At 70.0% G+C, this 12,772-nt stretch carries 9 protein-coding genes; 5 read left to right on the top strand and 4 right to left on the bottom strand.

Going from position 1 to position 12,772, the window contains the following annotated elements:
* The first annotated feature begins 26 nt into the window (after window positions 1-26).
* The 4 genes from JHN45_RS44205 to JHN45_RS44190 all read left to right on the top strand — a co-directional run bounded on the left by JHN45_RS44205 (window position 27) and on the right by JHN45_RS44190 (window position 5,180).
* Window positions 27-1,484, top strand: a complete 1,458-nt coding sequence (locus JHN45_RS44205; protein WP_200712868.1) for an alkaline phosphatase PhoX — start codon at window positions 27-29, stop codon at window positions 1,482-1,484.
* Window positions 1,485-1,835: 351 nt separating this feature from the next.
* Window positions 1,836-3,419: a TROVE domain-containing protein gene (locus JHN45_RS44200; protein WP_201054994.1), complete on the top strand. Its 1,584-nt coding sequence runs from the start codon at window positions 1,836-1,838 to the stop codon at window positions 3,417-3,419.
* An 83-nt stretch (window positions 3,420-3,502) separates the two neighbouring features.
* On the top strand, window positions 3,503-4,150 hold the full coding sequence (locus JHN45_RS44195; RefSeq protein ID WP_201054992.1) for a GntR family transcriptional regulator: 648 nt from the start codon (window positions 3,503-3,505) through the stop codon (window positions 4,148-4,150).
* 13 nt (window positions 4,151-4,163) lie between these two features.
* Window positions 4,164-5,180, top strand: a complete 1,017-nt coding sequence (locus tag JHN45_RS44190; RefSeq protein WP_201054990.1) for a 1-aminocyclopropane-1-carboxylate deaminase — start codon at window positions 4,164-4,166, stop codon at window positions 5,178-5,180.
* Here the strand turns inward: JHN45_RS44190 and JHN45_RS44185 are convergent.
* Complete coding sequence (locus tag JHN45_RS44185) at window positions 5,177-6,628, bottom strand: MFS transporter (RefSeq protein ID WP_201054988.1); 1,452 nt, start codon at window positions 6,626-6,628, stop codon at window positions 5,177-5,179. The genes JHN45_RS44190 and JHN45_RS44185 overlap by 4 nt on opposite strands.
* A 137-nt stretch (window positions 6,629-6,765) precedes the next feature.
* On the opposite strand from JHN45_RS44185, the gene JHN45_RS44180 reads away from it, so the two are divergent.
* On the top strand, window positions 6,766-7,332 hold the full coding sequence (locus JHN45_RS44180; protein WP_201054986.1) for a TetR/AcrR family transcriptional regulator: 567 nt from the start codon (window positions 6,766-6,768) through the stop codon (window positions 7,330-7,332).
* On the opposite strand, the gene JHN45_RS44175 is transcribed toward JHN45_RS44180, so the two are convergent.
* The 3 genes from JHN45_RS44175 to JHN45_RS44165 form a co-directional block, all read right to left on the bottom strand.
* Entirely contained in the window at window positions 7,286-8,719 is a 1,434-nt protein-coding gene (locus tag JHN45_RS44175) for a TIR domain-containing protein (protein ID WP_201054984.1), read from the bottom strand. The two genes, JHN45_RS44180 and JHN45_RS44175, sit on opposite strands and share 47 nt — an antisense overlap.
* Window positions 8,716-12,042, bottom strand: coding sequence for an FxSxx-COOH system tetratricopeptide repeat protein (fxsT, locus tag JHN45_RS44170; RefSeq protein ID WP_201054981.1), 3,327 nt, complete (start codon window positions 12,040-12,042; stop codon window positions 8,716-8,718). Before fxsT ends, JHN45_RS44175 begins: the two co-directional genes overlap by 4 nt.
* Before the next feature lie 73 nt (window positions 12,043-12,115).
* Window positions 12,116-12,772 (bottom strand): TerD family protein (locus tag JHN45_RS44165; RefSeq protein WP_201054980.1); only part of this gene is annotated, 657 nt, incomplete at its 5' end.

Here is a 12,772-nt window from a genome sequence, read left to right as displayed (position 1 = left end):
CCACATCAAGAAAGGTAGGACACACCATGTCGCTCACCCGCAGAGACTTCGCCGCGAAATCCGCGATCACCGGTGCCGGGGTCGCCCTGGCGGGCAGCGTCGGCGCCCTCGCCACCGCCCCGAACGCCCTCGCCGCCACCGACACCGAGACCGCGGCCGAGGAGTCGGCGACCGGCTACGGCCACGGCCATGTCGGCGTCGGCTACGGCCCGCTGGTCGCCGACCCGGACGGCCTCCTCGCCCTCCCCGCCGGCTTCAAATACCGCGTCATCACCTACAGCGGCAAGACCAAACTGGAGTCGGGCGAGTTCACCCCCTCCAACCACGACGGCACGTCCACCTTCGACGGCCCGCGCGGCGCCACCCTCCTCGTCAACAACCACGAGCTGGCCGGCCCCCGCGCCAACTGGCCCCACCCCGTCCCGCTCACCGACGGCCTCGTCTACGACCCCGCCGCGGCCGGCGGCTGCACGGTCGTCGAGGTCCGCCGCGACCACGTCGCCGAGTGGGTCGGCATCGCCGGCACCGCCACCAACTGCGCGGGCGGCAACACCCCTTGGGACACCTGGCTCACCTGCGAGGAGACCGAGGACAAGACCGGCACCAACGGCTTCACCAAGGACCACGGCTACGTCTTCGAGGTCGACCCGGTGGACCGCCGCGCCAACAAGAACCCCAAGCCCATCAAGGCACTCGGCCGCTACGCGCACGAGGCGGTAGTGGTCGACCCCAAGCGCGGCCACCTGTACCTGACCGAGGACGCGTCGAACCCCAACGGCCTCCTCTACCGCTGGACCCCGCCCGAGCACTTCCACCACGGCCGCGGCAAGCTCCGCACCCTCGCTGACGACGCGGGCGTCCTCGAAGCCTTCAAGTGCTTCGACTCCGGCGGCAAGTTCGTCGACGACCTCTCCCGCGCCACGAAGATCGGCACGGTCTACGGCGTCGACTGGGTGACCGTCCCCGACCGCGACGCGAAGTCGGTGTCGGTCCGCAAGCAGTTCGCGGCCGGCGAGGTCACCCGCGCCCGCAAGCTGGAGGGCATGTGGTGGGGTGACGGCGGCACGTACATCGTCTCCTCGTTCGCCCGCACGGAGAGCCCCGTCCAGCACGACGGCGCCGTCTGGTTCTACGACCCCAAGCGCCGCACCCTGACCCTGAAGGTGCTGCTCGGCGTCAACCCCGACCCGTCCGTGGACGGCGCGTTCGACGGCCCCGACAACATCACCGTCTCCCCCTACGGCGGCCTCGTCATCGCCGAGGACGGCGAGGGCATCCAGCACCTCTTCGGCGCGACCGAGAGCGGCCGCACCTACCCGATCGCCCGCAACGAACTCAACATCGGCACCGAAGAGAAGCCGGAATACAGCGAGTTCACCGGCGTCACCTTCTCACCCGACGGCAAGACCCTGTACGCGAACATCCAGACGCCGGGGATCATGCTGGCCATTACGGGGCCTTGGAAGCGGCAGAAGCGCGGCTAGTTAATTCGTTCGCCCACCATCGGCTGTGCCTCCTACTCTGAGATCACAACAGCACGCACCTCCCGGTGCGAAGGCGGCGGTTACTTCGTTGCAACCGAATTAGACACCGCAGCCGTTCTTGATCTCGGGAGGCGCAGCTCATGGTGGGTGCCCGGTGCGCAGGCAGCGGATACTTCGGGATTCAGTCCGTAGTGATACGGGTGCGGGTTCAAATCCCGTCATCGGCCCAGGGCCGATGTGGCGGAACGGAAGACGCGCTGGTTTATAAGTCCCGTCGCCGACTCCGATCTCGGGCGCCCGCCATTGCCGCGCACTCCCTCCGAAGCCGCAATGAATTCGGGGGAATTCAGCATGTCTCGATTCAACAGGAAGGCCGCCCGCGCGCAGCCCGTTTCCCGCGTCACCTCCACGGGCCGGGTGCTCCGCACCTATGAGGGCGGCCGCGGCCGTGAGCGGGACGCACGCTCCGAGCTCTTCCTGCTCGCCGTCGCCAACTTCGTTTCGCAGCAGACCTTTTACGAGTCCGGCGCCACGCGCGACGACCGCTTCGCGACCCTCGTGCGCGAACTCGCCGTCACCGACCCGACCTGGACCGCCGGCCTCCTCGGCTGGCTGCGCGGCGAGGGCAACCTCCGTACGGCCTCGATCGTGGGAGCCGCAGAGTACGTGAAGGCCCGCCTCGACGCCGATGCCACCGACGGCCCTTCGAACCGACAGGTCGTCGACTCCGTGCTCCGGCGCCCGGACGAGCCCGGCGAGCTGCTCGCGTACTGGACCGCGCGCTACGGCCGCAACATCCCCAAGCCGGTCAAGCGCGGTGTCGCCGACGCCGTACAGCGGCTCTACAGCGGCAAGTCGCTGCTGAAGTACGACACCGCGTCCAAGGGCTACCGCTTCGGCGACATCCTCAACCTGGTGCACGCGGCGCCGGACCCGGACAAGGCGTGGCAGGGCGAGCTGTTCCAGTACGCGCTGGACCGCCGGCACCACCCGGACACCGCCGTACCGCCCGCGTCGAACCAAGTCCTCACCGCGCACCGCGAGTTGATGGCGCTGCCGGTCGAGCGGCGGCGCGCGGTCGTCACGGCGCCGGACGGAGCCGAGCGGCTCGCGGCGGCCGGGATGACCTGGGAGGCGCTGGCCGGCTGGCTGCAGGGCCCGATGGACAAGGCGGCCTGGGAGGCGGTCATCCCGTCCATGGGGTCGATGGCGCTCGTCCGGAATCTCCGGAACTTCGACGAGGCCGGAGTCTCCGACGAGGTCGCGGCCCGGGTCGCGGCGAAGATCAGCGACCCGGCGGAGGTCGCGCGCTCGCGGCAGTTCCCCTTCCGCTACCTCGCCGCGTACCAGCACGCGCCCTCGCTGCGCTGGGCGTACCCGCTGGAGCGGGCGCTCGGCCACTCGCTGGCCAACGTGCCCGCGCTGCCGGGCCGCACGCTGGTGCTCGTGGACCGCTCGGGTTCGATGTTCTACTCCCGGCTGTCCGACCGCTCGGAGCTCAACCGGGCCGACGCGGCGGTGATCTTCGGTACGGCGCTCGCGCTGCGGGCGGCGGACGCGGACCTCGTCGAGTTCGGCACCACGAGCAAGCGCCTGGACTTCGGTGCGGGCGAGTCGGTGCTCAAGATCCTGGGCCGCTTCGGCGACCTGGGCGGCACCGACACCACCTCGGCGGTCCGCTCGCACTACCGGGGCCAGGACCGGGTGCTGATCATCACCGACGAGCAGGCCGGGTACAGCCACTACGGCGACCCGACCGAGCAGGTCCCGGCCCACGTGCCGGTCTACACCTGGAACCTCGCCGGGTACCGGGCAGGCCACGGCCCGTCCGGCACCGCCAACCGGCACACCTTCGGCGGCCTCTCGGACGCGGCCTTCCGGATGGTGCCGCTCCTGGAGGCGGCCCGGGACGCGGACTGGCCCTGGGTGGCCTGAGAGCCGAGGGTGGCCCGCACTTCCACGGGGGGTGCGGGCCACCCTCTTGTCCGAGGAGGGATTGACATCTAACATTTCAGTTCATGAACGCCCTAGGTCCCGTCCCGCGCACCCTCCTCCGCGACCGCGCCTACGAAGCGATCCGTGACGCCATCGTCGCCGGGGAGATCGAACCCGGCGCGGTGGTGCGGGACGCCGAGCTGGCCGAGCGGCTCGGGCTGTCGCGGGCGCCGGTGCGGGAGGCGTTCTCGCGGCTCGTGGACGACGGGCTCCTGGAGAGCAAGCCGCAGAGCTACACCCGGGTGACTCCGGTCGTGGCCGCCGATGTGCGGGATGCCGCCGCCGTGGTCGGTGCCCTGCACGAGTTGGTGACGCGAGTCGCCGTACCCCTCTTGCGGGACACGGACATCGACGTGATGCGCGCGGCCAACGACCGATTCGCCGCCGCCGTGCGCGCCGGGGACGTGGACGCGGCCCTGCGTGCCGACGATGAACTCCACGACGTACCGGTGCGGGTGAGCGGAAATCGCGCCGCCGCCGCCACCGTCGCCCGTTACACCCCGCTCATCCGCCGACTGGAGCGACGACGCTTCGGTGAGGGCGGCTCGTGTCGCTCGGCCGGACTGCACGAGCGGCTGATCGAGGCCTGCGCCGCAGGTGACACGGACGGTGCGGTCCGCGTCACGGCCGACATCTGGCACACCCTCGCAGACCTGGCCGACGCCGACTGACCCTGGAGATCTCATGTCCCTTTCCTCGTACGACCGTTACCCCCTCCTCTTCGGCCCCTCGCCCGTCCACCCGCTGGAGCGCCTCACCGCCCACCTCGGCGGCGCCGCCCTGTGGGCCAAGCGCGAGGACTGCAACTCCGGTGTGGCGTACGGCGGGAACAAGACCCGCAAGCTGGAGTACCTCGTCGCGGACGCCCTCGCGAAGGGCTGCGACACCCTCGTGTCGATCGGCGGCGTGCAGTCCAACCACACCCGTCAGGTCGCCGCCTGCGCCGCCCGCGCCGGGCTCAAGTGCGTGCTGATCCAGGAGAGTTGGGTGGAGTGGCCCGACTCCGTCTACGACAAGGTCGGCAACATCCTGATCAGCCGCCTCGCAGGAGCGGACGTACGCCTGGTGAAGGCCGGGTTCGGTATCGGCTTCAAGGAGAGCTGGGAGCAGGCGCTGCGTGAGGTCGAGGAGAGCGGCGGCAAGCCGTACGCCATCCCCGCCGGCGCCTCCGACCACCCGCTCGGCGGCCTCGGCTTCGCCAACTGGGCCCACGAAGTCGCCGAGCAGGAGCGGGAGTTGGGCGTCTTCTTCGACACCGTGGTGGTGTGCTCGGTGACCGGCTCCACCCAGGCCGGCATGGTCGCCGGGTTCCGGGCGCTGGAGGAGGCGGGCGGGCGTGAGCGCCGCGTGCTCGGCATCGACGCGTCGGCCAAGCCCGCCGAGACCCGCGAACAGGTGGCCCGCATCGCGCACGGCACCGGCCAACTGATCGGGGTCAAGCGGGAGTTGTCCGTCGACGACGTCGAACTGGACGACCGCTACCACGCCGGCATCTACGGCATCCCCGACGAGACCACCCTGGAGGCGATGCGCCTCGCCGCCCGTACCGAGGGGATGGTCACCGACCCCGTGTACGAGGGCAAGTCGATGGCCGGGATGATCGACCTCGTCGCACGCGGCGAGATCGGCCGGGACTCCACCGTGCTCTACGCCCACCTCGGCGGCCAGCCCGCGCTGAACGCGTACAGCGCGTTGTTCTAGGCGGCCTTCCCGGCCCCCTCGGGCTTCCTGCCGGTGATCACGAACGCCGACACCAGCAGGGCGGTCAGGGCGATCAGCGCGGCGACGGCGAACGCGCGGGCCGAGCCGTGGACGAGGATGTCGGACGGCGATCCGGTGGAGTGCCGGGTCGCCGTGCCGAAGACGGTCACCAGGACGGACAGTCCGAGGGTGCCGCCGAGCCACTGCAGGGTCTGGAGGAGGCCGGACGCCGAGCCTGCCTCGCGGGGTTCGATGCCCGCGAGGATCGTCGCGTTGAGCGGCATGAAGCTGAGGCCGACGCCCACGCCCATCAGGACGAGCGGGCCGAGCAGACCCGTCAAGTAGCCGTCACCGGGGCTGAGTTGCGAGAGCCAGCCCGCCGAGGTGGCGAGCAGGGCCATGCCGGTGAGCAGCACCGGTTTGGCGCCGAAGCGGGCCAGCAGGCGCGGTACGAAGCGGACCACCGTGAAGATCGCCAGGGTGATCGGCAAGAAGGCGAAGCCCGTGCGCAACGGGCTGTAGTCCAGGACCCGTTGGCTGATCAGGGTGAGGAAGTAGAACGCGCCGAACATGCCCGCCGGCAGCAGCAGGACGCCCACGTAACCGCCCGCACGGTTGCGGCTCGCGAACAGCCGTAGCGGCATGATGGGTTGGGCGGCGCGGGACTCGACCAGGGTGAAGCCCACCAGCAGGGCCGCCGCCGCGCTGAAGCCCAACTGCGCCTGGAGGTCGCCCCAGCCGTCCGAGGAGACCCGGATGAACGCGTACACCAGCGAGGTCATCCCGGCGGTGCCGGTGAGTGCGCCCGCCGCGTCGAACCGGCCCGCGTGGCGGGGGGTCTCGCCGACGAAGCGGGGGAGTGCGAGGGCAACGGCGGCGCCGATCGGCACGTTGATCAGCAGGGACCAGCGCCAGGACGCCCACGAGGTGAGCATGCCGCCGATGACCAGGCCTATCGAGGCGCCGATGCCGGCCATGGAGGTGTAGATGCCGAGCGCGTGGTGACGGCGCGGTCCTTCGGGGAAGTTGGTGGTGATCAGGGCGAGGGTGTTGGGTGCGATGAGCGCGGCGCCCATGCCCTGGAGCGCGCGGGCCGCGAGCAGCCAGGCGCTGTCGGTGGCCACTCCGCCGAGCAGGGAGGACGAGGCGAAGAGCAGCACGCCGATCGTGAGCGTCCGGCGGCGCCCGACGATGTCGCCGACCCGCCCGCCCAGCAGGAGCAGCCCGCCGAAGGCGAGGGTGTAGGCGTTGAGGACCCAGGACAGGCCGGTGGGGCTGAAGTCGAGGTCCTTCTGGATGGCGGGCAGCGCGACGTTGACGACGGTGGAGTCGACGCCGACCATCAGGTAGGCGGTGACGACGACGAAGAGGACGGTGCCGAGCCTGGCGGGCGCGGGTGGTGCGGGGTGAGGATCGGTGGTGGTGGACGGTGCGGACGGGGTGGACATGGAGTTCTCCCGGTCTGGCGTCCCCGGCTGAGAGGCGTGCGGGCAGCACGGACTGCCCGCCAAGATAAGCGGGGACTGTCTCCGTTTAGTACTCGGTAAGATACGGAGAGAGTCCCCGGTTCGCAAGGAGTATCTGGATGACGCAGGTCAGGCCCATGCGCGCGGACGCCCGGCGCAACTACGAGCGCCTGCTGAAGGTGGCGGCCGAGGCGTTCGCCGAACACGGGGAGAACGCGTCGCTCGACGACATCGCCAAGCGCGCCGGCGTCGGCTCCGGCACGCTCTACCGGCACTTCCCGACCCGGCAGGATCTGCTGGAGGCGGCCTACGTCGACCGGATCGAGGCGCTCGGGACCCGCGCCGACGAACTCGCGAAGGAACTGCCGCCGGGCGAGGCACTGGCCGAGTGGCTGTACGAGGTCTGCGTCGGCACGATCCAAGTGCGGGGAATGAAGGCCCTGTTGGGCTCGGCCGTCTCGGACGGCACCAACGTCACCCTCACGGTCTGCGGCACCCATATGAAGAGCGCGGCACAGCGACTGGTCGAGGCGGCGCAGCAGGAGGGCACCCTGCGCAAGGACATCGAGTCGATCGAGGTCCTGCGACTGGCCCACGGGGTGTCGACGGCCTCGGAGCTGGCCAACGGCCAGGGGAAGTTCATCCGCCGCTACCTGTCCCTGCTGACGGACGGGCTGCGGCCGTAGCCCCGGATCGGCGGCCGGCGACGAGCCTGCGCACTTCGATGGTCTCCGGGGCGCCCTGGTCGAGGCATTCCAGGGCGACGGCGAGACGTTCGTAGCCGTCTTCCCATTTCCTGGACGCCAGGATGACCGAGAGAACCCATGGGCGGGTCCTCAACCCGGGAGGAGGTCTCCGGGAGGCATCGAGTCCGGTGGCCTGGAACCAGACGTCCCGCAGGTCCTTGTCGCGCAGCGACGACGCCAGGGAGAGCTTGTCGGCGAGTTCGCTCTCGAACGCGCTGACGGCGTCGGACGGAAACTTCGGTTCAGGTATCTGGGCGACGGCCGGGGAGGCGACCGGGGCGTTGACCGCAGCCAGGACGATGTCCCGGACGGCGTCGGAGTCGGGGATGTCGTACAGGGCCTTGCCGCCTCTGGGAAGCAGCTTGGCGGGGACGATTTCCTCGGGGACGTCCTCGATGAACAGGGGGACGAACCGTGGAAGGTTGTCGACGACATCGGGATCGTCGTACATCTCCTCCAGCACTGCCTTGTTCGGGCCCTGTTCGGCGAGGCTGTGCCGGGAGATCAGTGCGACGACGCGGTGCGCGCGGGTCAGCGAGTTCCTGAGGAGCTCCGCGGGGACACGGCCGAGACAGTCCGAGGGCAGGACGGAGACCTCGCGTCTCTCGGCAAGCAGGGCGTGCACCCAGTCTCCCCAATCGCGGTTCCGGTCGGAGTACGTGAGCACGACGTCGACGTACAGCGACGACTCGGGACCGAACGCCGATCGCGACCAGGCGTCGTCGAGCCTGGCGGACGGAAGGGGATTGTCGTGCGCGTCCACTATGACGTCGGCGACTTCATGGACGATCTCCCAGTACTCCTGCGTACCCCCATCCTGCTCACCGTGCGGTACGAGATGGATCAACCCCCGCTTTTCGTACAGGGAGTTCGGATCACGGCGCACGTACTGATATGTGGTCACCTCCTCCGGCCACGCCTGCCGCGTCCGCTGCCAGCGCACCCCGATCAGACACGGGACCTCGGCGCCGGTGCTCGACCTGTACTGGCTGAGCCGGGCGGTGAACACCGTCCACTCGTGGGCACACCAGTGGCTCTGGAAGTAGCTCGGCGAATAGAGGGCCAGCATCGCCCGGGTCGTGCAGATACCGTTCTCGACGATGCGGTCCTCCCAGCGTTCGCCGGGTCTGATGTCCCTGAAATCCACGAAGCCCCGGCCGGGGACCGCCTCGCCGAGACTCAGCCGGACCTCCTTCTCCACGTCCTCGTGGAAGCGTTTGACCCGGGAGAAGTTCGCTTTGCTGTCCGAATAGCCGGTGAAGAACCAATGCGGGATGAGGCCGGGCGGGCCCGCGGGGACCGGCCCCGGTGGGGGTGGGGCGCTCACCGCGCTGCCTGGCCGCGCTGGAACTCCGCGACGACGTTGCGCACCTCCGCGGTCGCGAGACTGTCGGGCTCCATCAAGTCCAGTGCTTCCACGAGGACCGAGAGCCCTTCCGGCCGAGACCGCAGGCTGCGGACGACCTCGAACATTGCCGTGCGCGGTGACACGGTCTCCCGCTCGGTGACACCCAGGAGATCCCAGAGGATGGTGCGGCTGTCTCTGCGCTGCAGGGCGGCCGAGCGCTCCAGGGCGTTGACGAGACGATGGGTCAGGAGCGCCTCGTCGCTGTCGGAGGGACTGGAAGCGCCAGGGAACACCGGGGCTCCGTTCGGGCGCGCGGGTTCTTCCAGAGCGAACTGCAGGACGTCGCGGGCTGCGTCGGGGTCGAGGTCGTACAGGGCCGGAGTGGCCTGATCCCGCAGGGCGCGCGGCAGTTGGCCGGATTCGACGGGCTTGAGGAGGAGCGGGATGAAACGGCGCGGGTCGTGTCCGTCGCCGTCCGGCAGCCCGATCCACTCCGCGGTGTCCTGGTGGCTGGAGACCACCGATGCCAAGTAGTCGGGGGACAGCAAGACGAGGACAATGTCGTACTCCCGGAACGGCCGACGTCCGAGATGGGTGTCTTTGCTCAGTGTCGTCGCCTCGTAGCCCAGGCGGACCAGTTCGAACGTGACCCAGTTCGCCCAGCTGCGGTCCGCCTCCACATGGCTGACCAGTACGCTCCCCCGGTCCGCGAAAGACGCCGGGCGGCGCCTTGACTCGGATGGCCGGGGCAGCATGGTGAGGCGATCCGTCTTGAGTATGTCGGCGCTCGTGCGTAGCACTTCGCTGAAGAGGTACTCGGCGATGAACTCCGGTCGGGTGCCGGAGGAGCTCCGCTCCAACCGCTGCCGCACCTCGGGCGGCAGATCGGCCTCCTGCGCGTATCTGACCAGCACCGCGGGGGCAGGGGCGTCGCTGTCCGCGCGCAGGACGGCCAACAGCGCGGAGGTGCGCAGCGCGTCGACGTGATCCGCTCCGAGTACCTGCCTCTGCCGGTCGAGGGTTTTCTCCAGGAGTCTCAAGGCCTGCGTCTCGCGGTTGACGCGGATCCTCAGCACAGCCAGGAGGACAGCGGCCCGCAAGGTGGTGACGTCGTCAGGGCCCTTGCTGAGTCTCAGCCGGTGGTGGGTCTCCTCGCCCAGAGCGCAGGCCCGGCCCAGATCGTCGAGGTCCACCAGCAGAACGGCCAGACGCGCGGTCGTGCGAAGGGTGTCCGGAGCGTCCGGGCCGAGTATGCGCCGCTGCCGGGTGTAGGTGTCCTCGCCCAGTCTCCGGCCTTCCTCGGCCCTGCCCAGCGCACGTAACGGTGTGAGCAGCGTCGACGCCAGGCTGAGATGGGCGGGGTGGTCCGCGCCGAGGACCGACCGCAGCTGCTTCCGAGTCTTCTCGCCGATGTCCAGAGCCGCCGCCCAGTGCTCGGATTCGGTGAGCAGCGTGGCGAGTTGGGCGGCGGCGTGGAGCGTCAGCTGCTCCTCGTCGCCGAAGGTGTACCGCAGCCAGTCGAGGAGGGTCTTCGCCAGTGGCTGGGCGGTTTCCGGTTCGCCCGCCGCCTGCAGCGCGTCGACCAGGTACGACTGAATCTCCATCGTGGTGGGATCGCTCGCGCCGAGCAGCGCCGCCGAGGCCCCTCGCAGTTCGGTCAGCCTGGCTGCGGCGGCCGGAGCTCCGCCGTCCTCCAGCAGGCGGACACACCCTTCGCACGCGGCCTTGAGTCCCTCGACCCGGGTCAGGTCCCGTGCTGCCACCGCGAGCAGGTGGGACAACAGGGAAGCCCGGATCTCCGACGTCCCGCGCAGGGCGGGGAGAGCCGAGACCAGCAGGGCCTGGGCTCCGAGAGCCGCGTCGGCACGTTCGGTCGCGGACATCTCGTCGCGCAGCGCGGAGTGGACGGCCGGGTGGATGAGCACAGTGTCGTCGGCCGTGTAGGCGAGGCTGAAGCTGCTGGCAGCTCCCAGGGCGGCCCTCCGTACCCTGCCGTCCCGCAGAACTGTGGCCAGGGGTTCCGGGGTCCAGTCCGGCACGTGCACACAGTCCCGGAGCCGGAAGGGTTCCGGCGCGAGCAGGGAGCAGGCCGACAGGAGAGCGACGGCCCCCGGGTTCCGTTCCGACACCTGGGCCAGGCCGATGCGCACGGTATGTGCGAGGCTGTGCGGCGGACTGGTGGCAGGCACCGTCGAGAGTGCTTCGCGGTACGCCTCGACGGAGACACCGCTGTTGATGGCCTCGGCTGCCATCCCCAAGGCCAACGGGATGTCGCCGTCGGCCGCCACCCCGCGGGCGTCCTGCGCGCTCAACTCCGGTGCCAGGCTGCGGAGCAGGGCCAGGGACTCCTCGGGTGTGAGCGGACCCACCTCGATCGGGTCCCCGAAGCCGGCCTGCGGCTGGCTTCGGGAGATGAGAAGGATCTGTCCGGTGCCGGTGTCGCGCAGCACCCTCTCGGGGAGTCCGGTGTCCTCCGCCTCCGACACGTCGTCGAAGACCAGCAGCCAGCGGCTGCGGGTACGCAGTTCGGCAACGAGGCTCTTGATTCTTTGGCCGATCGGTGCGTCGGATTCGGCGGCACCGATACGTCTCGCGAGCTCGGCGAGCTGAGGCATGGCGGGACTGCCGCCGCCGTGCCCGATCCACCAGACAAGTTCGTACTCGCCCGCGAAACGGTGGGCGTACTCGATGGCCAGCTGGGTCTTGCCCGCCCCCGGATCCCCGACGAGGACGGCCCGGGAATTCTCGGTCAGCGCCCCCCTGAGCTCCTTCAGCAGCTCGACGCGGCCCACGAAGCAGTCGGAGCGCGGGGGCACACGCCATACCCGAGGCCGGCTCTCCGGCAGACGGGGACTGGTCGCGCCGAAGCGGCGTAGCCGGCCGCCGGTCGGCGGCTGTCCAGGGGCGACGGCGTGCAAGAGGGCCTTACGCGCGGCAGTGTCGTCGCGTTCCGCGAGCCGCAGGTACGGCAGGTCGCGAAGCTCGTCCAGGCCCGCCGGGAACGGACCGTCGTCCAACAGGACGGGGATCACCCTTGCTCGCCCGGCAAGAGCGGCCGCCCGCTCCGCTGCTGCGTTGGCGCTGTGCGCGTATGACGACGAGACGAGCACCAGAACCTGTTGGGACGCGCGAACGGCGGCCGATGCCTCGGCCCACCAGTCGGCGTCCGGGGCGAGCGACCAGACGTCCAGCCATACCTCGTAACCCGCGTCCTGGAGCTGCCAGGCGGCCCACTCGGCCCAGGCCTGGTCGTCCCGCGCGTAACTGATGAAGCACGACCGGTTTCCATCCAAAACGGTCATGTCCCCGCCCCCCGTTCACGCCTTCGCCAAGAGACTAAGGCGTGATCCGGATCGAGGGAGGGTTTCCGCCCGCTTACAACGCTTGCGCCGCCGGCTTCACCATGCCGCGCACCGTGCGGGACTTCACGAAGTCGCCCATCGCGGTCATGTCCCATTCGCCGGAGAACTGCTTGATGAGCTTCGCCATCATGACGCCGGTCTGGGCCTCGGCGTTGGTGAGGTCGAAGCGGACCAGTTCCTCGCCGGTCGCGGCGTCGATGAGGCGGCAGTAGGCCTTGGCGACCTCGGTGAACTTCTGGCCGGAGAAGGAGTTGACCGTGAAGACCAGGCCGGTGACGTCCTGGGGGATGCGGCCGAGGTCGACCACGATCACCTCGTCGTCACCGCCGCCCTCGCCGGTGAGGTTGTCGCCGGAGTGCTTGATCGCGCCGTTCAGGATCGACAGCTTGCCGAAGTAGCAGCTGTCGACGTGGTTGCGCTGCGGGCCGTAGGCGATGACCGAGGCGTCCAGGTCGATGTCCTTGCCGCGGAACGCGGGCTCCCAGCCGAGGCCCATCTTGACCTGGGACAGGAGCGGCCGGCCGCCCTTGACCAGGGACACCGTCTGGTTCTTCTGGAGGCTGACGCGGCCCTTGTCGAGGTTGATCTTTCCGGCGCCGAGCGGCGGTGCGGCGGGCGGGGCCGGGGGAGCGGCGGGCACCGGAGGCGCCATCGGGGCCTGGGTCACGGG

Source organism: Streptomyces sp. MBT53, assembly GCF_016654115.1.
In the GTDB taxonomy this organism is placed as follows: domain Bacteria; phylum Actinomycetota; class Actinomycetes; order Streptomycetales; family Streptomycetaceae; genus Streptomyces.
The sequence above is the reverse complement of the archived record's forward strand: the minus strand, read 5'-3'. Positions and strand labels throughout refer to the sequence as shown.